Source organism: Pseudomonas mandelii (genome assembly GCF_024138395.1).
GTDB classification, from domain to species: Bacteria; Pseudomonadota; Gammaproteobacteria; order Pseudomonadales; family Pseudomonadaceae; genus Aquipseudomonas; species Aquipseudomonas mandelii_E.
In genome coordinates, this window is the sequence record NZ_JAMYDU010000002.1 from 477,795 (window position 1) to 504,090 (window position 26,296).

A 26,296-nucleotide genomic window follows, 5' to 3' on the forward strand; every position below is an offset into this window, starting at 1 on the left:
CGGGGGCTTTGGCCCCGGGTTCAAGGACACAGGTAATTCATGAAGCAATATCTCGAACTGGTCGCCCACGTCATCAAGAACGGCACCAAACAGGCCAACCGCACCGGCGTGAACACCATCAGCTTTCCGGGCGCGATGCTGCGCTTCGATCTGCAGGAAGGTTTCCCGGCAATCACCACCCGCAAGATGGCTTTCAAATCCGCCATCGGCGAGATGTGCGGCTTTCTGCGCGGGGTGAACAACGCCGCCGAATTCCGTGCGCTGGGCTGCAAGGTCTGGGACCAGAACGCCAACGAAAATGCGCAGTGGCTGGCCAACCCGTTCCGTCAGGGTGAAGACGACCTCGGCGAGATCTACGGCGTGCAATGGCGCAAATGGCCGGCGTACAAGCAGATTCCGGTCAGCAACCAGGCCGCCATCGAGCAGACGTTGAGCCAGGGTTATCGTCAGATCGCCGAGGGCGAAGAAGACGGCCAGGCTTATGTGGTGCTGTACAAAGCGATCGACCAGATCCGCCAGTGCGTTGACACCATCATCAAGGACCCGGGCAGCCGTCGCATTCTGTTCCACGGCTGGAACGTCGCCCAGCTCGACGAAATGGCTCTGCCGCCGTGCCACTTGCTGTACCAGTTCCACCCGAATGTCGAGACCAAGGAAATCTCCCTGACCCTCTACATCCGCTCCAACGATCTGGGCCTGGGCACGCCGTTCAACCTCTCCGAAGGCGCCGCGCTGCTGAGCCTGATCGGTCGCCTGACCGGTTACACACCGCGCTGGTTCACCTATTTCATCGGCGACGCCCACGTCTACGAAAACCACCTGGACATGCTCAACGAACAGCTCAAGCGCGAGCCGTTCCCGATGCCGAAACTGGTGATTTCCGATCGTGTGCCGGAATTTGCCAAGACCGGTGTTTATCAGCCGGAGTGGCTGGAGTTGATCGAGCCGGGTGATTTCTCGCTGGAAGGTTATGAACACCACGCGCCGATGACCGCGCCGATGGCGGTTTAAAGCTCGCCGCTGAACCTGTGGGAGCGAGCTTGCTCGCGATAGCGGTTTGTCTGTCACATCAATGTTGGATGTGCCACCGCCATCGCGAGCAAGCTCGCTCCCACAAGGTTATGCGGTGTTTTTAGTGGCCGTGGCTACGGCCAACATGGGAATGCTCAACCTCCGTCGCCACAACCCCGCCGCTCACTTCCAGCCGCTGCAAAATCCCGCACTGATCGATATCCGGCCCTTCGCTGCAGCGTTGGCGCAGGTCGAGCAGTTGTGTCTGCAAGGCCAGCAAACCATCGATTCGTGCCTTCACATGGTGGATATGTTCATCGATCAACGCGTTGACGTTTTCGCATTGATCCTGCGGGCTGTCGCGCAGGGCCAGCAGGCTGCGGATTTCCTCGAGGGTCATGTCCAGCGTGCGGCAATTGCGGATGAAGGTCAGGCGCTCGGCGTGGGCCTGGGTGTAGACGCGATAATTGCCGTCGCTACGGGCCGGCTCCGGCAGCAGGTTTTCGCGCTCGTAGTAGCGGATGGTTTCCACGGCGCAGTCGGTGAGTTTCGCCAGTTCTCCTATTTTCATCGCGACAATCTCCAAAAGGGTGCTTGACCCTATAGTGGCTACAGGGTCTTTACTTGGCAACAGGCACCTTCATGGACGCGACCCAATGAGCGATTCTCTTCACACCCACAAACCCAAGGCCGGGCACGATCACAGCCCCAAGCTGAAGCCTGTGTCCCAGCATGACCATGGAAGCCACGGGGATTCCTGCTGTTCCTCCCAAGCCGCGGCACCTTCGCGGATTGTGTTGAGCGAGACGCCGACCGCCGGTGCGCGGCTGAGCAGTTTCCGCATCGAGGCGATGGACTGCCCGACCGAGCAGACGCTGATCCAGAACAAACTCGGGAAGCTGTCGGGTGTGCAGCAACTGGAATTCAACCTGATCAATCGGGTGTTGGGCGTGACCCATGACCTGCCAAGCACCACGCCGATCATCGACGCGATCAAGTCGCTTGGCATGCACGCCGAGCCCATGGAGCAGGGCGCCGAAGCGCCGGCGTCGAGCCCTAAACCTGCGGAAAAGCCTTGGTGGCCGCTAGCGCTGTCCGGCGTTGGGGCGCTCACCGCCGAGCTTATCCACTTCACCGATGCAGCTCCAAACTGGGTGGTGGCGGTTATCGCGCTGATCTCGATCCTCAGCGGTGGCCTCGGTACTTACAAGAAGGGCTGGATTGCCCTGAAAAACCTCAACCTGAACATCAACGCGCTGATGAGCATTGCGGTGACCGGTGCGATTCTGATCGGTCAGTGGCCGGAAGCGGCGATGGTGATGTTCCTGTTCACCGTGGCCGAGTTGATCGAAGCCAGGTCCCTGGACCGGGCGCGCAACGCCATCGGCGGGTTGATGCAGATGGCCCCCGAGCAAGCCACGGTGCAGCAGGCCAACGGCAGTTGGGTCGCACAACCGGTTAAAAACATCGAACTGGGTGCGCGGGTGCGGGTGCGTCCCGGCGAGCGGATCGGTCTGGACGGCGAAGTGGTGTCTGGCAACTCGACCATCGATCAGGCGCCGATCACCGGTGAAAGCCTGCCGGTGGAGAAAACCATCGGCGACAAGGTGTTTGCCGGCACCATCAACCAGTCCGGTTCACTGGAATATACCGTGACTGCCGAGGCCAACCACTCAACCTTGGCGCGCATCATTCATGCTGTGGAACAGGCCCAAGGAGCGCGCGCTCCGACCCAGCGTTTCGTCGACAGCTTCTCGAAAATCTACACCCCGGCGGTGTTCATCCTGGCCCTGGCCGTGGCGGTGATTCCACCGCTGTTCATGAATGCGTTGTGGTTCGACTGGATCTACCGGGCGCTGGTGTTGCTGGTGGTCGCTTGTCCGTGTGCATTGGTGATTTCCACCCCGGTGACTATCGTCAGTGGCCTCGCGGCAGCGGCGCGCAAAGGGATTCTGGTCAAGGGCGGCGTCTACCTGGAGCACGGTCACAAACTCGATTACCTGGCCCTCGACAAGACCGGCACCCTCACTCACGGCAAACCGGTGCAGACCGACTATTTGTCCCTCGACCCAACCGTTGATGAAACAGCCCCGGCCATTGCGGCGGCACTGGCCGGTCGTTCGGATCACCCGGTGTCGCTGGCCATCGCCAATGCGGCGGTGGATGCAGTTGGGCATAACCAACTCAAGCCGTTGATTGTGGATAACTTCGAAGCCCTGGCGGGGCGTGGTGTGCGCGGCGAGATTAACGGTGAGCTCTACCACTTGGGCAACCATCGCCTGGTGGAAGATTTGGGCCTGTGTTCGCCAGCGCTGGAAGAGCAGCTGTTTGCTCTGGAGAAGCAGGGCAAATCCGTGGTGCTGTTGCTCGACAAGTCGGGTCCCTTGGCGCTGTTTGCCGTCGCGGACACAGTGAAAGCGTCCAGTCGCGAAGCGATCCAGCAGTTGCATGAGTTGGGCATCAAAACCCTGATGTTGACCGGCGACAACGTTCACACCGCTCAGGTCATCGCCGCCCACGTGGGCATCGATCAGGCGCAGGGCGATTTGTTGCCGACCGAGAAACTGCAAGCCATCGAAACGCTGTACGCCCAAGGCCATCGGGTCGGGATGGTCGGCGACGGCATCAACGACGCCCCAGCGCTGGCGCGGGCCGAGATCGGTTTCGCCATGGCGGCCGCCGGTACCGACACCGCCATCGAAACCGCCGATGTCGCCCTGATGGACGACGATCTACGCAAGATCCCGGCCTTCATCCGCTTGTCGCGGCAGACCTCGAACATCCTCAAACAGAACATTGCCCTGGCATTGGTCATCAAAGCGATCTTTCTTGGGGTAACCTTCGCCGGGATCGCCACCATGTGGATGGCGGTGTTCGCTGACATGGGCGTGAGCCTGTTGGTGGTGTTCAATGGTTTGCGCCTGTTGCGCAAATAGACGATGAGGGAAGGGGTGTGCTGAGTGCCGAGCTGAAGGCGTTTTACATGGTTGCCCGGTTGGGCAGCATTACCCTGGCAGCGAAAAAGCTCGGCCTGAGCCAACCGACGGTGACGACCCAGATTCGGCATCTGGAAAGCCAGTACTCGGTTGAACTGTTCTACCGTGGCGGCCGTCGCCTCAGCGTCAGCGACGAAGGCGCGCGGTTGTTGCCGATGGTGAAAGCGCTGTTGCAGCAGGAAGCCGACATCGAGTTTTTTCTGCGTAACAGCGGTCAGGTCCAGGGCACGTTACGCATCGCTGCCACGGCGCCCTATTACATCCTTGATCTGGTGAAAGCCTTTCGCGAGCGTTTGCCGCAGGTGGAAGTGTCGGTGGAAATCGGCAACTCTCAGCAGGTGATCGAGGCGCTGGAGGATTACCGGGTCGATGTCGCCGCGTCTTCGCAGTTGCTGGACGACGCGCGGCTGATTCGCCGGGTGCTCGGCAGTGATCCATTGGTGTTGGCGGTACATCGAAATCATCCGTTGGCGGTGCATGATCATGTGCCGCTCAGTGCGTTGGCAGGACATACCTTATTGATGCGTGAGTCGGGCTCGACCACTCGTCAGCTTACTGAAGAGTTGCTGGCCAGCGCCGGGATGAGTTTCGGCCCGTTACTGGAGATCGGCAGCCGGGAGTCGATTCGTGAAGCGGTGTTGCGCAACATTGGCATCAGCATCATCGCCCGGCAGGAGGTGCCTCACGATCCGCAATTGCGGGTGCTGACCATCGAGAATGCGCCGCAGATTCCGGAGTATCTGTACTGCCTCAAGGAGCGAAAAGGCGCGCGGTTGCCAGCGGCGTTTCTGGGGTTGGCGCAGGAAATGGCTCCGGCTTAAGTTCTTCCGTGACTGTGAGGGCCTCTTCGCGGGCAAGCCTCGCTCCTACAGGTTGATCGCATTCCCCTGTAGGAGCGAGGCTTGCCCGCGAAGGCGTCCGTCGGTACGCCGCCGCATCCAACTAAAATCCCCGAATACCACTATCGGCCGTTTTTGCCTCGTTGCCACATGACGGACGCATTGCAAACCTAGGATGGCCCTCATCTGCTTGATGAGGTCTCTCCATGAACCACTCGACTGCAACTGCCCTGACCAACCCCGGCGCGCCGATGAAAGTGCGCGGCGTGCAGAAACGCTTCGGCGCGTTCACCGCGCTGGATAACGTCTCGCTCGACGTGGCGGCCGGTGAGCTGGTGTGCCTCTTGGGGCCGTCGGGCTGTGGCAAAACTACCTTGCTGCGCTGCATCGCCGGCCTTGAGAAACAAGACAGCGGCGAGTTGTACCTCGGCAATCGCGACGTTTCCCACCTGGCACCTCAAGCCCGGGACTACGGCATACTCTTCCAGTCCTACGCGCTGTTCCCCAATCTCACTGTCGAAGCGAACATTGCCTACGGCCTCGCCGGCAGCGGTCGCGATGAAGTGCGCCTGCGCGTCGGTCAGATGCTGGAACTGGTCGGCCTGATCGGCAGTGAGAAAAAATACCCCGGTCAGTTGTCCGGCGGCCAGCAGCAACGGGTCGCACTGGCTCGAGCCCTGGCGCCAGCGCCGTCCTTGTTGCTGCTGGACGAACCGATGTCGGCGCTCGACGCCCGGGTCCGCGAGCATCTGTGCACCGAACTGCGCCAATTGCAGCGCAACCTCGGCGTCACCACCTTGATGGTCACCCACAATCAGGACGAAGCCATGCTAATGGCCGACCGCATCGCCGTGATGAACAACGGCAAGGTCGAGCAGTACGCCACGCCGCAGGAAATCTACGACCGCCCGGCCACACCGTTTGTGGCGGAGTTCGTCGGTCAGGGTAACTGGCTGCCGTTCCGCCGTAGCAGCGACAGTCATGCCCAGGTCGGCGGGATGAACATGCGCCTGGCTGAAGGCAGCGCTAAAACCGCCTCGGGCCGCTTGTTCTGCCGCCCCGAGGCGATCAACGTCAACCCGCCGGTGCATGAAGAAAACCTGTTCCCGGCCAAGGTTCGCGAGATCACTTTTCTCGGCAACCGCTGCCGCATGAGCTTCGAGCTCGATCAGCTGCCGGGCCATGCATTGCTGGCGGAACTGGCGCCGGAAGCCATGCCGCGTCTCGGTGCGCAGCAGATCATGGTCGCCTTGCCGCCGCGCAGCCTGCAGGTGTTTGCCTGATGAGCGTGAACGTCGCGCTGCCGATACCGCACAAGCAGGTTCGGCAGACCTCCCGTGCCGAGATCGGCGACCGGCTGTTCGTGGTCGGCGGCAAGGTCCTGCTGCTGGTGTTGCTCGGCGTTGCGGTGTTGATGCCGTTGCTGGCGATCTTCTGGCGTGGTTTCAGCTCTGAAGCCGGGCAGGGCGGCGGTCTGGTGGCTGCCCGTGAACTGCTGACCAGTGCCAATTTCCACTGGCTGCTGGGCAACAGCCTGAAGGTTTCCCTCAGCGTCGCAGCGATTGTCGTACCGCTGGCCTACCTGTTTGCCTACGCCCTGCAACGCACATTGATTCCCGGCAAAAGCATCTGGCGCGGGATGTCGCTGTTGCCGCTGATGGCGCCGTCGATGCTGCCAGGGATTGCGCTGGTTTATCTGTTCGGCAATCAGGGCATGCTGCGCGGTTTGCTCTCGGACAATATCTACGGCTTCTGGGGGATTGTTCTCGGTGAGGTCATCTACACCTTCCCACACGCGCTGATGATTTTGCTGTCGGCGCTGTCCCTAGCGGATGCGCGACTGTTCGATGCAGCTTCCAGCATGGGTGCTAGCCCGGCGAAAGCCTTTCGCAGCATCACCTGGCCGGCGACCCGTCAGGCGGTGTTCGCGGCGTTTTGTCTGGTATTCACTTTGACCATCACCGACTTCGGTGTGCCCGTGGTTGTCGGTGGCGATTATCAGGTGCTGGCGCTGGAAGCCTACAAAGCCGTGGTCGGTCAGCAACAATTCGGTCGCGGCGCGCTGATCGGCATGGTCTTGCTGCTGCCGGCGCTGTTCAGCTTCGGCGTCGACGCCTGGCTGCGTCGGCGCCATGGCGATTCCATGAGCGGGCGGGCGCAAGTGTTTCAACCGGCTCCATCGAAGCTGCGCGACGGTTGCTACCTGGCCATCGTGCTGCTGATCTGCGCGGTGTTGCTGCTGGTGTTCGGCGTGGCGGTGTACTCGTCGCTGGTGAAGTTCTGGCCGTACAACCTGTCGCTGTCGCTCAACCATTACCAGTTCAACGACACGGCGGGCGGCGGCTGGCTGGCCTACGGCAACAGCGTGAAGATGGCGTTGTGTACGGCGTTGATCGGCAGTGTGCTGATCTTCACTGGCGCTTACCTGATGGAAAAAACCAAGGGTCAGCGCGGATTGAATCTGACACTGCGCATGCTCAGTTTCGTACCGATGGCGGTGCCGGGTCTGGTGTTGGGTCTGGGTTACGTCTTCTTCTTCAACCTCACCGGCAACCCGCTGCATGTGCTCTACGGGACCAAGACCCTGCTGGTGGTCTGCACCATTGCTCACTATTTGACCACCGCGCAAATGACCGCCACCACCGCGCTGCGCCAACTCGATGCCGAGTTCGAAGCCGCCGCGCTGTCGCTCAAGGCGCCGCTGTACCGGCACTACCTGCGGGTCACCGTGCCGATCTGCCTGCCGGCGTTGCTGGACATCGTGCGCTATCTGTTTGTCTCGGCCATGACCACTGTCTCGGCGGCGATCTTCCTCTACAGCCCCGACACCATCCTCGCGGCGGTGGCGGTGCTGAACATGGACGATGCCGGCAATGTCGGCGGCGCGGCGGCGATGTCGACCCTGATTCTGTTCACCTCGGCGGGCGTGTCCCTGCTGCTGGCCTGGGCCTCGCGCGGTTTGTTGCGTCGCTCCCAGGCCTGGCGGCAGACCGCGCCCGGTCTTTGATTCACACCTTCAACTCACACAGGAATTGCACCATGTTCAAGCCTTTGGCCCTGGCCGCTGCTGTCCTCACCGCTTTCAGCCTGAACGCCTTTGCGGCGAAAACCGAGTTGACGGTGTACACCGCCCTCGAAGCCGAACAACTGAAGACCTACAAAGAGGCCTTTGAAAAGGCCAACCCGGACGTCGAGATCAAGTGGGTGCGCGATTCCACTGGCATCATCACCGCCAAACTGCTGGCCGAAAAAGCCCGCCCACAAGCTGACGCGGTGTGGGGCCTGGCGGCGTCCAGCCTGGCGATTCTCGATCAGCAAGGAATGCTGCAAAGCTACGCACCGAAGGATCTGGGCAAGATCGGCGGCAACTATCGTGACGCCGCTAACCCGCCAGCCTGGGTCGGCATGGACGTCTGGGCAGCGACCATTTGCTTCAACACCGTCGAGGCCGAAAAGCAGGGTTTGAGCAAACCCGTGAGCTGGCAGGACCTGACCAAGCCTGAGTACAAAGGCAAGATCGTCATGCCAAACCCGGCCTCGTCCGGCACCGGTTTCCTCGACGTCAGCGCCTGGCTGCAAACCTTCGGCGAGAAGCAGGGCTGGCAGTACATGGACGACCTGCACCAGAACATCGGCCAGTACGTTCACTCCGGTTCCAAGCCGTGCAAACTCGCCGCTGCCGGTGAATTCCCGATCGGTATTTCCTTCGAATACCCGGCCGTTCAGTTGAAACGCCAAGGCGCGCCGCTGGACATCATCCTGCCGAAAGAAGGCCTGGGCTGGGAGATCGAAGCCACCGCTGTGATCAAAGGCACGCCGCATGAAGACGCGGCGAAAAAACTGGCTGACTTCTCTGCAAGCCCGGCGGCGATGGAGCTTTACAAAGAGAACTTCGCCGTGCTCGCGCAACCGGGTATCGCCAAGCCGCAGACTGAACTGCCGGCGGATTATGAGCAGCGTCTGATCAAGAACGACTTTGCCTGGGCCTCGAAGAATCGCGACCAGATCCTCGCCGAATGGCGCAAGCGTTATGACGGCAAGTCCGAGAAAGTGGCTGCCAAGTAAGATCTTCATCGGCTGACGGGGCCCCATCGCGGGCAAGCCCGCTCCCACATGGTCCGTGGCGTTCACAAAACCTGTGGGAGCGGGCTTGCCCGCGATAGCGGTCTCGAATTCAGGACATCTCTTAATGACACAACGCAATGACATGCTGATCGTCGGCGCCGGCATTCTCGGATTATCCCACGCTTATGCCGCCGCCAAGCGCGGTCTCAAGGTCACCGTCTTCGAACGCAGCGCCACGCCTTTGGGCGCTTCGGTGCGCAACTTCGGCCAAGCCCTGGTCACCGGCCAACCACCCGGCCCGATGCTTGAACTGGCCAAGGCCAGCCGCGACATCTGGGGCCAATGGGCACAACTGGCGGGCCTGCAACTCAAGCGCAACGGCTCGTACCTGTTCGCTCGCACTGAAGCGGAAGAGCACCTGCTGGAAGCCTTCTGCGCCGGCCGCGCCATGCAGCACGGTTACCGCGTTGAATTGTTGCGCGGTGCGGCATTACACGATTTATACGGCGGCCAGTTCAGCCATCACCGTGCCGCGTTGCACGGCATGGACGACCAGCAGCTGTATTCCCGCGAAGCAATTCCGGCGTTGATCGACTACCTGCGCCGCGAATTGGGCGTCGAGTTTCACTTCTCCACGCTGGTGCGCGACATCGAGCCGGGGCGCTTGCACAGCACCGCTGGCACCTTCAGCGCCGAGCAAATCATCGTCTGCTCCGGTCACGATTATCAAACGCTGCTGGCCGAGCCGATTGCCGAACTCAATCCGCAAATCTGCCGTCTGCAAATGCTTCGTGCCCGTCCGCAGATCAACCTCAACCTGCAGCACGCGCTGCTCACCGGCCTGAGTTGTGTGCATTACGGCGCCTTCGCCGATTTGCCCGAGGCCGTAGCGGTGCAGGCACAGATTCTGCGCGACGCACCCCATCTGCATGAAAACGGTATTCACCTGCTGATCAGTCCGACGCCTTACGGTGAGTTGATCATCGGCGACTCCCACCATTACGGCAGCGATCCGTCTCCGTTCAATGCCGAGCAGGTGGATGACTGGATGATTGAACTGGCCGAGCAGACGTTGGGCTGCAAGGTGCAAGTGGTCGAACGCTGGCAGGGCGTCTATGGTTCACGCGGACCGGGGCCGTTCTCCTTTTTGCGGCCGATGCCAAGTGTGAGTGTGGCGCTGATGCACACCGGCGTCGGCATGAGCGTCGGGCCGGCAATGGCCGAACGTAACGTCGCGACCTTATTGGGAGAGCGTTGATGGACCGCCATGAACAAGTGATCGCCGAGGTGTTCGGTCTGTACGAGCGTTTTGGCGACAACGATTACATCGGCGAACCGGTGTCGCAGATCGAGCATATGTCTCAGGCGGCGGAACTGGCGATGGCCGAGGGGTTCGATGACGAAGTGGTGCTGGCGGCGTTCTTCCATGACATCGGGCATATCTGCGCCGAGGGGGCCGAGAGCATGGGTGGTTTTGGGATCGTCAGCCATGAGCGTTTGGGCGCTGACTATTTACGTCGCGCCGGCTTCAGCGAGCGCCTTGCGCGGTTGGTTGAGTACCACGTTCAGGCCAAGCGTTATCTCACGCTCAAAGAGCCCGGGTACTTCGAACGTTTAAGCAAAGCCAGTCGGCGCACGCTTGAGTATCAGGGCGGGGTGATGACGGCTGCCGAGGCTGCGGCGTTCGAGCAGGATCCGTTGTGTGGGGTCAGTTTGCGGATGCGTCAGTGGGATGAGTTGGCGAAGGAGATGTGGGTGCCGGTGATGGATCTGGGTATCTTGAAGGAAAAGGCGTTGCGGCTGCTGGCTGAGTAATGCTTCACGACCGAGGCGCGGCCATCGCGGGCAAGCCCGCTCCCACAAGGTCTCGGGTGATACAGAAATTGTATGAACACCAAAGATCCCTGTGGGAGCGGGCTTGCCCGCGATGAGGTCAGAGCTGACACCGCAGATTGCGAACCTTTAAAGCTGTTGCGCCAACACCTCGATTTGCTCTTGTCTCTCCCCCTGACTCAACTTCGAATTCGGATTAAGCGACGACCACTGCGGATGCGCCCGCGCCTTGTTCAGCGCTTCCGGCAGTTTGCCTTCGCGCCAGGTTTTGTCCTGCGGCGTGGCGACCTGAATGCTGTCCATCGCCGCATGCCCACGGGAATTCAGAGCCAGCAGCAATTGCCGCTGGCGCAGGGCCAACAGCCGCAGCACGCTGTCATCGACGGTCAGTTCTCGCTGGCCCTTGAGCTTGCCCAGTAACCGACTGCCATAACCGCGGGCCGTTTGCAGGGCGCCGCCGGCAATCGCCCCGGCCAGTGCCGCTGCGCCGAGGGTCAGGCCGCCGACCAGCAAATCGATCCCGGCCCCGGCCGCCGCGCCGGCCGCGATACCACCGCCGACCCGCACACCGAGCTGCTTCAGGGTTTCCGGGTTGAACAGGTCATCGCCCCAGCGGCCATCGAGCAACGGCAAGTCACTGGCCGCCGCATCTTGCGGGCGGAAGGCGTAGAGGGTGAGCAAGGCCTCGACGCAGCGTTGTTCGCGCTGACGCACGGCTTTGCGCAGTTCGCTGATCGATTGCTGTTCCTGCTCGACTTCGCTGACCACGCTGCGGCGGCAGGCGGCGCAATCGATCAATAAATCGGCAATCAGTTGCGCTGCACTCTGCTGACGGGCCAGGCGTTGGGCCTGCTGGTCGGCAATCAAACGCTCCAGTTGTTCGCGGGAGTTTTCCAGCAGCAGCGCGAGGCTTTCATAGAGTCGACGTTCGCCATCTTCCGGTGGCGCGACGCTGTCGAAACGCACCAAGGCATGTAAGCCGAGACGCGCCAGGGCTTCACGCCAATCCGGTTCGCGATGCTGGGCGCTGCTGACAAAATTCAACACCGGCAGCAGCGGTTTGCCGCAACTGGCCAACACTTCCAATTCGTCGCGGTACTTGGCCAACACCGGCTCCCGGGCATCGATCACGTAGAGGCCGGCGTCCGAGGCGAGCAGTTGCCGCAGCACTTTGGCTTCCTGTTCGAAGCGCTGCCGGGCTTCGCTGCCCTCAAGGAATCGTGCCAGCCGAGCCGGGCCGTCGAGACGTTCGCCGGGACGTTCCAGGCGCTCAAGGTAATCGAGCAGGGCGATGGCGTCTTCCAGGCCCGGAGTGTCGAAGAGATCGAGCAACGGTTCGCCGTCTACCGACAATCGCGCGCCTTCGACGTGGCGAGTGGTGCTGGGACGATGGGACACTTCGCCGAAGCCGACGTCTCGCGTCAGCGTTCGCAGCAACGAGGTTTTGCCGACATTGGTATGGCCGACCACGGCGAGCTTCAATGGCTTATTCCACGCATCAGTCATGACCCGTCTCCAGCCAGTTCAGCGGCGCGCAATCGGCGAATGGCAGGTCCAGTTGTCTTAGCGCGACATGCCAGTCGCCGAGGCGTTCGGCATCCAGCGCTTCGCCGGGTGGCGCTTGCAACAACCACACGCGGGTGGCGCTGGCGCTGCGAGCCAGTTCGGCAATCAGCGCCAGACTGCCACGATCCGGCGAGCGCCGTGGGTCACAGGCGATGACCAGACGGGTCGGCGGAAAACGACTCAGCTGTTCGAGCAGTTTGTGCCGGGATTCTCGGCTGTCGAGGACGCCCGCGTTGTTGACGTTTTTCGGCAGATGCGGCGGCCACGGGCGTTGGTCGTCCAGTTCGATGGCCACCAATAGCGCGCCATCGCTTTGCAGATCGCTGGCAGCATTTTCAACCCGATGAAGTTGTTCTGGCGCGGCATCGCTGATGCCCAGGCGTTCGCTGGTGGGCATCAGCCGTTCGCGCAGTTGGGCGTAGCCGGGCAGGTTCAAATCCAGATGCAGGGCTGCTTGACCGGTTTTCCAGCGCCACAGGCAGAACAATGCGAGCAGCAATCGTGGCAAAACACCGTACACCAGCAGCACTCCAACCAGCCACGCCGCCCAGGCCTGGCGGGCGCTCTCGATATTCAATGCGGCATCGCCACTGGCGCGGATCATCTCCACGCTGGGCACACTGAAACCAAGCAAGGCCGGCAGGGCGCCGAGAGCTTGGGTCATCGCGACGAAGGTGTCGCCGCCGAGAATGGTGGTCTCCCAGACGAAGCCGTAGCGCCGGGTCGCCATCAGCGTCAGCACCATCACCAAGGCGCTGAGCATCGCCAGCAACCACAACCCGTTGACCAGCACGCCCAGCGCCCAACGATTGAGTTTCTGCCGTTGCAGCAACAGCAGCAGGGCCGGCGCCAGTTGCGCGGCGTTGGCATCGCGGGCGAGTTTTTCACTGAGCCACAGCCATAAGCGCCCGAGGGCGGCGCCTTGTTCGCCGGCGAACACCAGGCCCAGGGCCCAACTCAGCAACAGAATCAGGTTGAGCCCGAGCAGACTGCCCAACGCCCAGAACACATTGACCGGGGTCTGGCCATCGCCCAATGCGGCAAACGCCAGACCGGCGCCGCTAAGCACGGCCAATATGGCCAGAACGATCAGCGCCAGTCGCGCACCTTGCCGCCAATGGTTGAGGGCGTCGGCCAAGCCGTCGCGCTCGGCCAACCACAGGGCGCGGCGTTGAATGCGCGTCGGCAGGTCGCCGCCGGCGCTACGGGCGATTCGGTTGGCTTCCAGATCGTCCAGCGGGCCGGCGTGCTCTTCACGCAGGCGCACGGTTTCGGTCAACCAGAGTTTATTCAGTTCAGTCACGCGGCATCCCGTCGCTTAATTGAGCAGTGAGCATAACCGCTGTGACGCTTATCGGGGTAAGGGAGGCTCTGGTATCCTCGCCGACATGACTAAATCACTCCCCCTCAGCCTGATCGCAGCCCTCGGTGAAAACCGTGTGATCGGCGTCGACAACAGCATGCCCTGGCACTTGCCGGGGGACTTCAAATACTTCAAGGCCACCACCCTCGGCAAGCCGATTATCATGGGTCGCAAGACCTGGGATTCTCTCGGTCGTCCGCTGCCGGGCCGGTTGAACATCGTGGTCAGCCGTCAGGCGGATCTGCGGCTGGAAGGCGCGGAAGTTCATCCGTCGCTGGAGGCAGCGGTGGTTCGCGCGCAGCAATGGGCGAGCGAGCAGGGCGTCGATGAGGTGATGTTGATTGGCGGGGCGCAGTTGTATGCGCAAGGGTTGGCGCAGGCTGATCGGCTGTACCTGACGCGCGTGGCGCTGAGCCCGGAAGGGGATGCGTGGTTTCCGGAGTTTGATTTGAACCAGTGGAAACTGGTGTCGAATGTTCCGAATCCGGCGGAGGGTGACAAGCCGGCGTATAGCTTTGAGGTGTGGGAGAAGGCCTGAAAGCTTCGCGGGCAAGCCTCGCTCCTACAGGAATTATGTTGGTCGCGAAAATTTCGTACGACACAAAATCCCTGTAGGAGCGAGGCTTGCCCGCGAAGAGGCCCGCTCAGACGATGAGAATCTTAAGCCTGAGCCAACGCCCCATGCTCATCCGTCTCCAGCAACTCTTTATCCGTCTGCTGCATCATCTGGCTAGTAATCGCACCCGCCGTGATCGAACCACTCACGTTCAACGCCGTACGCCCCATGTCGATCAGCGGCTCAACCGAAATCAGCAACGCCACCAGTGACACCGGCAAACCCATGGCCGGCAATACGATCAACGCAGCGAAGGTCGCGCCGCCACCGACCCCGGCCACCCCGGCCGAACTCAGCGTCACAATTGCCACTAGCGTCGCGATCCACAATGGGTCCAATGGGTTGATGCCCACAGTTGGCGCCACCATCACCGCCAACATTGCCGGGTACAGACCGGCACAGCCGTTCTGGCCAATGGTCGCGCCGAACGAGGCGGCGAAACTGGCGATGGACTGTGGAATACCCAAACGGCTGGTCTGGGCTTCGATGCTCAGCGGAATGGTGGCGGCGCTGGAGCGGCTGGTGAAAGCAAACGTCAGCACCGGCCAGATCTTGCGGAAGAACCGTAGCGGGTTGATTCCGGCCGCCGACACCAGCAGGCCATGGACTACAAACATCAAGCCCAGGCCGATGTAGGACACCACCACAAAACTGCCGAGCTTGATGATGTCTTGCAGGTTGGAGCCGGCGACCACTTTGGTCATCAGCGCCAATACCCCATACGGAGTCAGCTTCATCACCAGGCGTACCAGACGCATCACCCAGGCTTGCAGGGTGTCGATGGCGTTGATCACTTTATGACCTTTCTCGACATCATCCTTGAGCAGTTGCAGTGCGGCGACCCCAAGGAATGCAGCAAAAATCACCACGCTGATAATCGAAGTCGGCTTGGCCCGAGCGAGGTCGGCGAACGGATTCTGCGGGATGAACGACAGCAGCAGCTGCGGCACATTCAGGTTGGCAACCTTGCCCGCGTAGTCGCTCTGAATGGTTTGCAGGCGAGCCATTTCCTGGGTGCCGGCGACCAGGCCTTCGGCGGTGAGACCGAACAGGTTGGTCAGGCCGATACCGATCAGCGCCGCGATGGCGGTGGTGAACAGCAGCGTGCCGATGGTCAGGAAGCTGATTTTGCCCAGCGACGAAGCGTTATGCAGGCGCGCCACGGCGCTGAGGATCGAGGCGAACACCAGCGGGATCACGATCATTTGCAGCAACTGCACGTAACCGTTGCCCACCAGATCGAACCAGCTGATCGAGGCTTTCAGTACCGGGTTGCCGGCACCATAAATCGTGTGCAGAGCGACGCCAAATACCACGCCCAGTACCAGCGCGAGCAGAACCTTTTTGGCCAGGCTCCAAGTGGTGTGACGGGTTTGCGCCAGGCCAAAGAGCAAGGCGAGGAACACCAGCAGATTGAGGATCAGCGGCAGATTCATTGGAACTCCCATAAGACTTGTGCCAACTGCCTTCCGGGGCAGCTGCAAACCGGCAAGCCTAACAGCTTGATATGTAATGATTTAATATCAAAAACAGTGGTTGACTGTCGTTTTTGGAATAAGCCACTGACGCTGTGGGGAATGCCCCTGACGGAATCAGGATGCAAGCGGTCGCGGGCAGGCGGGGAGTGTCATAGAGATTTGTTAGCGTCGATATCTTTAAATCAGGGAGAAACGCAGATGAAGCTCGCACCGAAATTTCTGGCTGCCGTATTCTGCTTGGGCCTTGCCGGCCAGGCGTTCGCTACTGACCTGAAACACTGGCCAGCCGATCAGGCCAAGGCGCTGGACGCGATGATCGCGGCCAATGCCAACAAAGGTAACTTCGCAGTGTTCGACATGGACAACACCAGTTACCGCTACGACCTCGAAGAATCCTTGTTGCCGTTCATGGAAAACAAGGGCCTGATCACCCGCGAGAGCCTCGATCCCTCCCTGAAACTGATACCGTTCAAGGACACCGCCGACCATAAGGAAAGCCTGTTCAGCTACTACTATCGCCTCTGTGAAATCGACGACATGGTTTGCTATCCATGGGTCGCCCAAGTGTTTTCCGGCTTCACGCTTCAGGAGCTCAAGGGCAACGTCGATGAGCTGATGGCGCACGGCAAACCGGTGCCAAGCACTTATTACGAAGGCGATGTGGTCAAGACCATCGACGTCAACCCGCCGAAAATCTTCACCGGTCAAAAAGAGCTCTACAACAAGCTGATGGAGAACGGCATCGAGGTCTATGTGATGACCGCCGCCTCCGAAGAACTGGTGCGCATGGTCGCCTCCGATCCGAAGTACGGCTACAACGTCAAACCACAGAACGTGATCGGCGTGTCCCTGCTGCTCAAGGACCGCAAGACCGGCGAATTGACCACGGCACGCAAGCAGGTCACTGCGGGCAAGTATGATGAGAAGGCCAACCTGGGCCTCGAATTGACCCCATACCTGTGGACCCCGGCCACCTGGATGGCGGGTAAACAGTCGGCGATCCTGACGTACATCGATGAATGGAAAAAACCGGTTCTGGTGGGCGGCGATACTCCGACCAGCGATGGCTACATGCTGTTCCACAGCGTCGACGTGTCCAAGGGCGGCATCCATTTGTGGGTCAACCGCAAAGACAAATACATGACCCAGATTAACGGCATGATCGCCAAAAACGCAGCAGCCCAGGCGAAAGAAGGGTTGGCGGTGACGGCGGACAAGAATTGGGTGATCGTGAAGCCGGAAGAGATTCAGTAAGACCGAGTCGCCTCCATCGCGGGCAAGCCTCGCTCCCACAGGGATCTTCGGTGTTCATACAATCTACGTATCACCTCAGACCCTGTGGGAGCGGGCTTGCCCGCGATGGGGCCATAACATTCACCATTAATGTTGAATGACACACCGCTTTCGCGAGCAGACTCGTTTCCACATTTAACCGGGTTCAACGAAAAAAAATGCCCCGCACTTGGCGGGGCATTTTTTGTTCGACGGTTAAGTATTACAGCCCGTCGAGCATCGCCTTGTTACGTACCGCACCCTTGTCGGCGCTGGTGGCCAACAGGGCATAGGCTTTCAGCGCAGTGGTCACTTTACGTGGACGCACTTCCACCGGTTTCCAGCCTTTCTTGTCCTGCTCGGCACGGCGCGCGGCCATTTCTTCATCGCTGATCAACAGGTTGATCGAGCGGTTCGGAATATCGATGAGCACCTTGTCGCCATCCTGCACCAGGCCGATCGCGCCGCCGGCAGCGGCTTCTGGCGAAGCGTGGCCGATGGACAGGCCCGAAGTACCGCCAGAGAAACGGCCGTCGGTGAGCAGGGCGCAGGCTTTGCCCAGGCCTTTGGACTTCAGGTAAGACGTCGGGTACAGCATTTCCTGCATGCCCGGGCCGCCTTTCGGGCCTTCGTAACGAATGATCACGATGTCGCCGGCCTTCACTTCGTCGGCGAGGATGCCGCGTACGGCGCTGTCCTGGCTTTCGAAGATCTTCGCGTTGCCTTCGAAGACGTGGATCGACTCGTCGACGCCGGCGGTTTTCACCACGCAACCGTCCAAAGCGATGTTGCCGTACAGAACGGCCAGGCCGCCTTCTTTCGAGTAAGCATGTTCGACACTGCGGATGCAGCCGTTTTCACGGTCGTCGTCCAGGGTTTCCCAACGGGTCGACTGGCTGAACGCGGTTTGCGTCGGGATGCCCGCCGGGCCGGCCTTGAAGAAGTGATGCACGGCTTCATCGGTGGTCTGGGTGATGTCCCATTTGGCGATGCCTTCAGCCAAGGACTTGCTGTGTACGGTCGGCAGGTCGGTGTGCAACAGACCGCCACGGGCCAGGGAACCGAGGATGCTGAAGATCCCACCGGCACGGTGCACGTCTTCCATGTGGTACTTCTGGATGTTCGGCGCGACCTTGCACAGTTGCGGCACGTGACGGGAGAGACGGTCGATGTCGCGCAGGTCGAAATCGATCTCGGCTTCCTGGGCCGCAGCCAGCAAGTGCAGGATGGTGTTGGTGGAACCGCCCATGGCGATGTCCAGGGTCATGGCGTTTTCGAACGCCTTGAAGTTGGCGATGTTGCGTGGCAACACCGACTCATCGTTCTCGCTGTAGTAACGCTTGCACAGCTCGACGATGGTGCGGCCAGCTTGCAGGAACAGTTGTTCACGGTCGCTGTGGGTGGCCAGGGTCGAACCGTTGCCCGGCAATGCCAGGCCCAGGGCTTCAACCAGGCAGTTCATCGAGTTGGCGGTGAACATGCCGGAGCACGAGCCGCACGTCGGGCACGCACTACGCTCGTACTCGGCGACTTTCTCATCGGATGCGCTGGAGTCGGCGGCGATCACCATGGCATCGACCAAGTCGAGACCATGGCTGGCCAGTTTGGTCTTGCCGGCTTCCATCGGGCCTCCGGACACGAAGATCACCGGGATGTTCAGGCGCAAGGAGGCCATCAACATGCCAGGGGTGATCTTGTCGCAGTTGGAGATGCAGACAATGGCGTCGGCGCAGTGGGCGTTGACCATGTATTCGACGGAGTCGGCGATGATCTCGCGGCTCGGCAGCGAATAGAGCATGCCGTCGTGGCCCATGGCGATGCCGTCATCCACGGCGATGGTGTTGAATTCTTTGGCGACGCCGCCGGCCCGTTCGATTTCGCGAGCGACCAGTTGCCCCAGATCCTTAAGGTGCACATGGCCCGGTACGAACTGGGTAAAGGAGTTGGCAATGGCGATGATCGGCTTCTTGAAGTCGTCATCTTTCATCCCCGTGGCGCGCCACAATGCGCGGGCACCGGCCATGTTGCGGCCGTGGGTGGATGTTTTCGAGCGGTAATCAGGCATGAAGCACTCCGGGCGGCTAATCAGGTATCAAAAGGGAAGTGAGCTTCTATTGACGTCTGGAACACTCAGAAATGGCCGTGTGTCCGGAAGTTGCCGATAACTTTGCGGGATCGCCGCGCGCTTCAGCTTGAGCTCATAAACCCGCCGGGGGATGACTGGCGATGAATCTCGCGATTCTACACCGCTGGCGTCAGGAGGGAATGCCGGAAAATGTTGATCCGGCGCTGATGGGGTGTATGGGGTGACGATCGGCGGGGTTATTCGACGCCTGGGCTGGTTGTTGGGCTTTTGGCTCGGCGATTGATACGACTGTTGAGCACCAGCGCCACGCTGCTCAAAATGATGAAGCTGTATCCAAGGGTGGATTGCAGGGTGGCCGGGCTCAAGCTGATCAGCGCACTGATCAACCCGCCGCAGATGAAAATCACCGTGCTGCCGGCGGATGCCGAGGTCCCCGCATTTTCAGGGAACAGGCTCATGGCTTTGGAGGTGGCGGCTGGTCGGGCGATGGTAGTGCCGGCAGTACAGATGAGCATCGGCACCAGTACGGTAATCGGTGACAGCTTAAAGTGGTTTGAGAAGTAAAGCATGATCAGGCCGGACAGCAGGATCAGGCTCAGCCCGCTGATAATTTGATGGCCGGTGCTGATGCGTTTGCCCAACAGCATCGCAACACTGCCGCCGACGATGTAGGCACCGCCATACACCAGCAGGATCAACGAGAAGTCATAAGTCGATAGCTGGAGTTGATCCATGAAAATCAGCGGCGAAATCACGATGAAAGAAAAATGGCAGGCGAAAGCGAAGGCTGAAATCAGCCAATAGGACAGGAAGTCGAAATGGCACAAGACCCGGCGGTAGGGCTGGAAGATATTGGATCGCGCTCCAGTTGCTGCCGGTCGAGTGTTTTCGAGAAAAAAACAGGCTTTGAGCAGCACTGTTCCAGCCAGTGCGATAAACACCCAGAAGCTGCCCTGCCAATCCAGGGTGGCTTGCAGGAACGTACCGGCCAACGGTGAGACCGAGATGAAAATGCCGGTGGCGGTGACCATCAGGATCCGTAATCGGTCACGTTCCTCACCCTTGAACAGATCCTGAACCAAAGCCTGTGACAGCACGAAACACCCACAGCCGAGCGCCTGGATGACACGGAACAGCAGGAAGTGGACATAGTCCGTAGTCAGAATGCAGCCCACTGCACCGAGCATCGAAACGGCTATCCCGGCGAGTAACAGTCCTTTACGCCCGATCACATCCGACAGCGGCCCGATCAGCAGTTGAGAGGCCGCTATGCCGACGGCAAACAGACTGATCGACAGCGCAATGTCGGCCGGCGTGCTTCGAAAGTGTTCGGCGAGCGCAGGGAACGACGGGAGCAGGACGTCCAGCGGGAACACGCCAAGCAACACCATCGCCAACAACAGGCTGACCGCCCCCCGACGTTGTTTGACGGTTGGCTCAGATCGTCCTTCATCCATCGATAAGTCCTGCCTTCATGAACAGTTGCTGGTTGTAGGGCAAGGCGAAGAAACCGGCTTTTTTCAAAGCCTGAAGCGTCGCGCCTGCACCGGATCGCGCACGTCGAAGGGTGGCTTGGAGGCGGGTCAATTCGCCGAGAATCTCCGTGACGGCGATCTCATCGACACCCGCGCTGCGCAGGCTTTCCCGCAGCCATCGCTCATCGACCTCGAAGAAAATCCGGATGCTGTCCAGCAGCAGCCTGGCGGCGAACGCGCGTTGACGGCTGTTCAGCGTCAGCCACAGGTAATGGAACACTTCAGAGAAATAGCGACTGTGGCGCGCCTCGTCCGCGAGATGCTCCCTGAGCATGGCCTGGACGCTGGACACCAGATCGTCACGGCAGACGTCGAGCAGTTCCTTGGCAATGATCGTCTCCGACACGAACCCGACGAGAAACCAGGCCAGCGCCCGGTGTTTGTCCGGTGTGCGATCGAGCAGGGTGTTCAATCGCGTGATTCGGTGTGGCACGACCGGGCGCAGGTTGATCCCGTAGACCCCGGCAATCTGCTCGGCAAGGCTATTGGAGAACAGGGCGTGATAACCCTCATCGGTATAAAGCTGAAGCGCGGCGGTCTTCATCTGTGGGGGAATGTGGACCTTCAGTTCACCGTGGATGATGGTTTCCACGGATCGGTTGACGATGCGGTGTTCGAGCACGGTGGTGTAGTCGAGGAAGTACACCAGATGATTGGCCGACAGCCGATGGATGACGGTTGGGCCCAGCGCTTTGATAGCCGGGTGATTCAGGTAAGCCAGGAAGCCTGGGGGAAACCAGTGACGTGTTTCCAGTTGTTGTTCCAGGTCTGACGGTAATAGATAGTCATGCTCGCTGGTTCGCACCGACGCGCGGCTATTCCAGTCGCCGAGGGTGAAACGCAGCGCCCAGGAAACGGGTTGGTCTGACGGAGCAATAACGGGGGCGGTCATTGTTGCGGCTCCCGACTGCTCAGCAGATCCTTCAATTCCTTGCACATCACTTGTCCGTCGCTGTGGCCGCAGCCGACAAAAAACAAGGGTTGTTCTGCGTTGTTCTCGAGCCCCAGCAATGTTTCGACCTGATCGTCCGTCAGGGCTCCGGTCAGCCACGTGTTCAGCGCCAGTGCAGTGGCTACGAGTTGAAAGGTCTGGGAAATATGGCCAGCCTCGACGTAAGCCATTCGGTAGGCTCGCGAGTGTTCATATTTCCACCACAATTTGTCGAAGCGAGCGGTAATGAACAGGCCCACGGGCAGGTTATTGATGAAATGTTGCCCACACAGCAGCTGCCCCAAAGGCGAGTCAGGCGCCGGATTGACGAAGCTCAGGGCATGGTCGGTGGGATGGTAGGCGTAGAGCCCGGGTTGCAGGCCGCTGACGTTTTGTACATGAAGAAAGCCTTCGCAGGCATTCAGCCCACCACCGGACGGGCTGCTGCGTCGGGCACCGAGCCCTTCGACAATGGTTTCGTCGACGTCATTTTCGCGCTCATGCAAGTAGCCCAGGGACAGGTAAAGCAGTGTGCCGACATCTGCCAGCGAGACCGCTTCATCCGTGAAAGTGCGGCAGGTTTTTCGGCCGATCAGGACGTTGGCAAGAGAACCCTCCGGCAGGCAGGAAGGTTTTGGCAGGGCAATCAGCTCGCGTGCCTGTCGTTCTGTGAGCCTGGCGTCCGGCGCGGGTGCTTCCAGTACTTCGGCGCAATGGTCAAGATAGTGTCTCGACCATTCATGAGTATTCTGAGGGATATGTTCGCAGGGAATGTTCTTGGTGCCGATATGGAATATTTTCGACAATTCATCCCAGCCCCATTCAATACTGTCTTGTATTGATGTGGTGAGTATTCCGGAGTTCAGAAGTTGAGTGTCGACTATATTGCTATCGTTATACGATTCGGGGTTGTGGATAAGTTGTGCAAGCCGGGTTGAATATTCCAGGTTAAGTTCAAATTGTTTGTGGTTCTTGTAATCCCAGACTATCAGGTCGGGCGTACGAGGAAGTATGAACACGTATGGATTTATCTGCATGATGGACGGTTCGCTCTGGACATAGCTATAGAAAACGCTGGGTAGCCGGCACTCCCCAGCGTTTCATTTACTTAACGGGTTTTTGGCGCAACCAGAAAAGCCAGGTTAGCGATTTTGTTTGTTTCCAGAGTAATTGCTTTCATGTTTTTGACTCCTTGTCATTGATAGTGAGTGTCACTTCGCGGTGACAACTCAATCATAGGCGCTAATGAGCCCTTATCAAGGGGATATTAAGTAGGAATATTCTAGTAATTTTGTCGGAGCGATCTGGCGGTAGGAGCAAGTTTGTAAGTTATATTCTTTTAAATAGAAGATGCAGGGAAACGTCCTGCAAGTCAGTAGGACCGCAAGTGTAAGAAGCAGAGGCTGAGGAGTGGGTATTGTGGCGTTAAAAACGGCTGACGAAGAGCCGGTTGGCTCCCCGTCGAACCAGCGTACTCAGCTGTTTGGCAGCAGACGGCAGGTGATGCTCTTGATGTAGCGGGTCTCGGCAATGGCCGGGTGTACCGGATGATCCGGGCCCTGACCGCCGCGCTCCAGCATCTGGATGTTGCGGTCAAGGTGACGGGCGCTGGTAAGCAGAATGTTCTGCAGATCGTCTTCCGGCAGGTGCATCGAGCACGAAGCGCTGACCAGGATGCCGTCCTTGCTAAGCAGGCGCATGGCTTGCTCGTTCAGGCGACGGTAAGCGCCTTCACCGTTTTTCATGTCTTTCTTGCGTTTGATGAAGGCAGGAGGGTCGGCCACGATGACGTCGAAACGCTCTTCGCTGGCTTTCAGTTCCTTCAGGGCTTCGAATACGTCGCCTTCGATGCAGGTCATTTTTTCGGCGACGCCGTTCAGTGCGGCGTTGCGCTCGACGCCGTCGAGGGCGAAGGCCGAAGCATCGACGCAGAACACTTCACTGGCGCCGAAGGCAGCCGCTTGAACGCCCCAGCCGCCGATGTAGCTGTACAAGTCCAGTACGCGTTTGCCTTTGGCGTAAGGTGCCAGGCGCGCACGGTTCATGCGGTGGTCGTAGAACCAGCCGGTTTTCTGCCCCTGGATGACTGGCGCTTCGAATTTCACGCCGTTCTCTTCCAGAGCGACCCATTCCGGCACCAGGCCGAATACGGTTTCGACGTAGCGGTTGAGGCCTTCGGCATCACGGGCGGCGGAGTCATTCTTGAACAGAATGCCGCTTGGCTTGAGCACTTGGGTCAGTGCCGCGATCACGTCATCTTTGTGAGCTTCCATGGTTGCCGAGGCGATCTGGACTACCAGGATGTCGCCGAAACGGTCGACCACCAGGCCTGGCAGCAGGTCGGAGTCGCCGTAGACCAGGCGATAGAACGGCTTGTCGAACAGGCGATCGCGCAGGGACAGGGCAACGTTCAGCCGATGTACGAGCAGCGACTTGTCCAGCGGCAACTTGATGTCGCGCGACAGCAAGCGGGCGCAGATCAGGTTGTTCGGGCTCATGGCAACGATGCCCAGCGGCTTGCCGCTGGCGGCTTCGAGGATCGCCTGGTCGCCGGCCTTGAAACCGTGCAAAGGCGTAGCGGCTACATCGATTTCGTTGCTGTAGACCCAAAGGTGACCGTTCCGCAGGCGACGGTCGGCGTTGGCTTTGAGGCGCAGGCTAGGCAGGGACATGACGTCGCTCCGGAAAAAAGAGCGGGAGTATAGCGTGTTGAGGGAGTGGCGGGTTTGGTGGTCGATGAAACGCGGATGAGTTCTGTCAGTTAAGGTGTGAACCTGTGGGAGCGGCGGTGCGGCGATCCGGCTTGCTCGCGAAGGCGGGGTGCCAGGTAGCATTAATGTCGACTGGCACCCCGCCTTCGCGAGCAAGCCCGCTCCCACATGGATTGCGCTGGACTGACTGTCGGATCCATCTTTTTAAGGGTTAGAATCCCCGCCTGACCCGGAGTGCGTACTTATGTCCCAAGAGATGACGACCGAACAGATTCAACAGTCCCTGCAAGGCATCAGCGTGCCGCCCCAGCCGCAGATCATGGTGGATCTGCAGATGGAGCAATACATGCCCGACCCGGACCTGGAGGTGATCGCGAAATTGATCTCTCAGGACCCAGGCCTTTCCGGCGCCTTGCTGAAAATCGTCAACTCGCCGTACTACGGTTTGAGCAACAAGATCACCGCGATCCAGCGGGCAGTGAACCTGTTGGGCAGCCGCTCGATCATCAACCTGATCAATGCGCAGTCGATCAAGGGCGAGCTGAACGACGATGCCATCGTCACCCTCAACCGTTTCTGGGACACGGCGCAGGACGTGGCGATGACGTGCCTGACCCTGGCCAAGCGTGTCGGTGTCCAGGCGGGTGATGAAGCTTATGCGCTGGGTCTGTTCCACGATTGCGGCATTCCGTTGATGATCAAGAAATTCCCCGACTATATGAAAGTGCTGGAACAGGCCTATGGCAACGCCAGCGCCGAATGCCGCGTGGTGGATACCGAGAACAGGCAATACAACACCAACCATGCCGTGGTCGGGTATTACACCGCCAAATCCTGGCGCTTGCCGGAACACGTCACTCAGGCCATTGCCAACCACCACAACGCCCTGGCTATTTTCAGCGATGAATCGTCGCGCAACACGCCGCTGAAAAACTTGCTGGCGATCCTGAAGATGGCCGAGCACATTTGCGCCTCTTTCCGGGTGCTGGGCAACCAGTCCGAAGACCATGAATGGAACAGTGTCGGGCCACTTGTGCTCGATTACATCGGTCTATCGGAATACGATTTCGAAACCCAGAAACAAGAGATTCGCGACCTCGCCACTCGTTGAGTGTCGAACCTCGCCTGATTCGAGAACCCCATGCCTGAACTGCCGGAAGTCGAAACCACCCGCCGCGGGATTGCACCGCACCTGGAAGGCCAGCGCGTCAGCCGGGTGATCGTGCGTGAGCGCCGTCTGCGCTGGCCGATCCCCGAAGACCTGGATGTGCGACTGTCCGGGCAGCGCATCGTGCTGGTGGAGCGGCGCGCCAAGTACCTGTTGATCAATGCCGAAGTCGGCACGCTGATCAGTCATTTGGGGATGTCGGGAAATCTGCGGCTAGTGGAAGTCGGCATGCCGGCGGCCAAGCATGAGCATGTGGACATTGAACTGGAATCGGGCCTGGCCCTGCGTTACACCGACCCGCGACGGTTCGGGGCGATGCTCTGGAGCCTGGACCCACTCAATCATGAACTGCTGATTCGCCTCGGGCCGGAGCCGTTGACGGATCTGTTTGACGGCGAGCGGCTGTTCCAGCAATCGCGCGGGCGTTCCATGGCGGTCAAGCCGTTTATCATGGACAACGCGGTGGTGGTCGGCGTCGGCAATATCTATGCGACTGAAGCGCTATTTGCGGCCGGCATCGACCCGCGCCGTGAAGCCAAGAGCATTTCCCGGGCGCGCTATTTGAAGTTGGGGATCGAGATCAAGCGCATTCTTGCCCACGCTATCGAACGTGGCGGCACCACCTTGCGGGACTTTATCGGTGGCGACGGTCAGCCGGGCTACTTTCAGCAGGAACTGTTTGTGTACGGCCGTGGCGGTGAGCACTGCAAGATCTGTGGCACAGAGCTGCGGGAGGTCAAGCTTGGGCAGCGCGCCAGCGTCTTTTGCCCGCGCTGTCAGAGCTGATATCGGCTACGGTCTATAGTCAGTGTTCTCACTGCCTAGC

General features: G+C 59.9%; 21 protein-coding genes. 12 read left to right on the top strand and 9 right to left on the bottom strand.

Going from position 1 to position 26,296, the window contains the following annotated elements; genetic code table 11:
* Positions 1-39 precede the first annotated feature (39 nt).
* Positions 40-1,011, top strand: a complete 972-nt coding sequence (locus NHU87_RS05580) for a thymidylate synthase (protein ID WP_253546387.1) — start codon at positions 40-42, stop codon at positions 1,009-1,011.
* A gap of 121 nt (positions 1,012-1,132) precedes the next feature.
* On the opposite strand, the gene cadR is transcribed toward NHU87_RS05580, so the two are convergent.
* On the bottom strand, positions 1,133-1,582 hold the full coding sequence (cadR, locus tag NHU87_RS05585; RefSeq protein ID WP_007897786.1) for a Cd(II)/Pb(II)-responsive transcriptional regulator: 450 nt from the start codon (positions 1,580-1,582) through the stop codon (positions 1,133-1,135).
* A gap of 85 nt (positions 1,583-1,667) precedes the next feature.
* Here cadR and NHU87_RS05590 point away from each other — a divergent pair, with 85 nt between their 5' ends.
* The 7 genes from NHU87_RS05590 (at position 1,668) to NHU87_RS05620 (ending at position 10,726) form a co-directional block, all read left to right on the top strand.
* Positions 1,668-3,947 (top strand): heavy metal translocating P-type ATPase, encoded by a 2,280-nt coding sequence (locus tag NHU87_RS05590; protein ID WP_253546389.1) that lies wholly within the window; start codon positions 1,668-1,670, stop codon positions 3,945-3,947.
* A 17-nt stretch (positions 3,948-3,964) separates the two neighbouring features.
* Entirely contained in the window at positions 3,965-4,828 is an 864-nt protein-coding gene (locus tag NHU87_RS05595) for a LysR family transcriptional regulator (RefSeq protein ID WP_253546391.1), read from the top strand.
* A gap of 224 nt (positions 4,829-5,052) precedes the next feature.
* Positions 5,053-6,129: a putative 2-aminoethylphosphonate ABC transporter ATP-binding protein gene (locus NHU87_RS05600; protein ID WP_253546393.1), complete on the top strand. Its 1,077-nt coding sequence runs from the start codon at positions 5,053-5,055 to the stop codon at positions 6,127-6,129.
* A complete protein-coding gene (locus tag NHU87_RS05605) occupies positions 6,129-7,853 on the top strand; it encodes a putative 2-aminoethylphosphonate ABC transporter permease subunit (RefSeq protein WP_253546395.1) in 1,725 nt (574 codons plus the stop codon). Before NHU87_RS05600 ends, NHU87_RS05605 begins: the two co-directional genes overlap by 1 nt.
* Before the next feature lie 32 nt (positions 7,854-7,885).
* Positions 7,886-8,911, top strand: a complete 1,026-nt coding sequence (locus NHU87_RS05610) for a putative 2-aminoethylphosphonate ABC transporter substrate-binding protein (RefSeq protein ID WP_253546397.1) — start codon at positions 7,886-7,888, stop codon at positions 8,909-8,911.
* Between the two features lie 124 nt (positions 8,912-9,035).
* Positions 9,036-10,169 carry a TIGR03364 family FAD-dependent oxidoreductase gene (locus NHU87_RS05615; RefSeq protein ID WP_253546399.1) on the top strand — a complete coding sequence of 378 codons (1,134 nt, stop codon included), beginning with the start codon at positions 9,036-9,038 and terminating at the stop codon, positions 10,167-10,169.
* Positions 10,169-10,726, top strand: a complete 558-nt coding sequence (locus NHU87_RS05620; protein ID WP_253546401.1) for a phosphonate degradation HD-domain oxygenase — start codon at positions 10,169-10,171, stop codon at positions 10,724-10,726. Before NHU87_RS05615 ends, NHU87_RS05620 begins: the two co-directional genes overlap by 1 nt.
* Before the next feature lie 147 nt (positions 10,727-10,873).
* On the opposite strand, the gene NHU87_RS05625 is transcribed toward NHU87_RS05620, so the two are convergent.
* Positions 10,874-12,250: a GTPase/DUF3482 domain-containing protein gene (locus NHU87_RS05625; RefSeq protein WP_253546403.1), complete on the bottom strand. Its 1,377-nt coding sequence runs from the start codon at positions 12,248-12,250 to the stop codon at positions 10,874-10,876.
* Positions 12,243-13,613 carry a DUF2868 domain-containing protein gene (locus tag NHU87_RS05630; RefSeq protein ID WP_253546405.1) on the bottom strand — a complete coding sequence of 457 codons (1,371 nt, stop codon included), beginning with the start codon at positions 13,611-13,613 and terminating at the stop codon, positions 12,243-12,245. The genes NHU87_RS05625 and NHU87_RS05630 overlap by 8 nt, the downstream gene beginning before the upstream one ends.
* An 85-nt stretch (positions 13,614-13,698) precedes the next feature.
* Between NHU87_RS05630 and NHU87_RS05635 the strand changes: the two genes are divergently transcribed.
* Positions 13,699-14,211: a dihydrofolate reductase gene (locus tag NHU87_RS05635; RefSeq protein WP_253546407.1), complete on the top strand. Its 513-nt coding sequence runs from the start codon at positions 13,699-13,701 to the stop codon at positions 14,209-14,211.
* Positions 14,212-14,333: 122 nt separating this feature from the next.
* On the opposite strand, the gene NHU87_RS05640 is transcribed toward NHU87_RS05635, so the two are convergent.
* On the bottom strand, positions 14,334-15,725 hold the full coding sequence (locus tag NHU87_RS05640; RefSeq protein ID WP_253546409.1) for an L-cystine transporter: 1,392 nt from the start codon (positions 15,723-15,725) through the stop codon (positions 14,334-14,336).
* Positions 15,726-15,965: 240 nt separating this feature from the next.
* On the opposite strand from NHU87_RS05640, the gene NHU87_RS05645 reads away from it, so the two are divergent.
* Entirely contained in the window at positions 15,966-17,021 is a 1,056-nt protein-coding gene (locus tag NHU87_RS05645) for a haloacid dehalogenase-like hydrolase (protein ID WP_253546411.1), read from the top strand.
* 241 nt (positions 17,022-17,262) lie between these two features.
* On the opposite strand, the gene ilvD is transcribed toward NHU87_RS05645, so the two are convergent.
* The 5 genes from ilvD to NHU87_RS05670 form a co-directional block, all read right to left on the bottom strand.
* Positions 17,263-19,104 carry a dihydroxy-acid dehydratase gene (gene ilvD, locus NHU87_RS05650; RefSeq protein ID WP_253546413.1) on the bottom strand — a complete coding sequence of 614 codons (1,842 nt, stop codon included), beginning with the start codon at positions 19,102-19,104 and terminating at the stop codon, positions 17,263-17,265.
* 257 nt (positions 19,105-19,361) lie between these two features.
* On the bottom strand, positions 19,362-20,582 hold the full coding sequence (locus NHU87_RS05655; RefSeq protein WP_253546415.1) for an MFS transporter: 1,221 nt from the start codon (positions 20,580-20,582) through the stop codon (positions 19,362-19,364).
* The gene (locus tag NHU87_RS05660) at positions 20,575-21,552 is read right to left on the bottom strand and encodes a diiron oxygenase (RefSeq protein WP_253546417.1); all 978 of its coding nucleotides are present in this window, start codon (positions 21,550-21,552) and stop codon (positions 20,575-20,577) included. The genes NHU87_RS05655 and NHU87_RS05660 overlap by 8 nt, the downstream gene beginning before the upstream one ends.
* Complete coding sequence (locus tag NHU87_RS05665; RefSeq protein ID WP_253546419.1) at positions 21,549-22,628, bottom strand: SagB family peptide dehydrogenase; 1,080 nt, start codon at positions 22,626-22,628, stop codon at positions 21,549-21,551. The genes NHU87_RS05660 and NHU87_RS05665 overlap by 4 nt, the downstream gene beginning before the upstream one ends.
* A gap of 438 nt (positions 22,629-23,066) precedes the next feature.
* Positions 23,067-24,263, bottom strand: a complete 1,197-nt coding sequence (locus NHU87_RS05670) for a class I SAM-dependent rRNA methyltransferase (protein ID WP_007897847.1) — start codon at positions 24,261-24,263, stop codon at positions 23,067-23,069.
* Between the two features lie 337 nt (positions 24,264-24,600).
* On the opposite strand from NHU87_RS05670, the gene NHU87_RS05675 reads away from it, so the two are divergent.
* Positions 24,601-25,413, top strand: a complete 813-nt coding sequence (locus tag NHU87_RS05675; RefSeq protein WP_253546649.1) for an HDOD domain-containing protein — start codon at positions 24,601-24,603, stop codon at positions 25,411-25,413.
* Positions 25,414-25,443: 30 nt separating this feature from the next.
* Positions 25,444-26,256, top strand: a complete 813-nt coding sequence (gene mutM / locus NHU87_RS05680) for a bifunctional DNA-formamidopyrimidine glycosylase/DNA-(apurinic or apyrimidinic site) lyase (RefSeq protein WP_253546421.1) — start codon at positions 25,444-25,446, stop codon at positions 26,254-26,256.
* Positions 26,257-26,296: the final 40 nt, after the last annotated feature.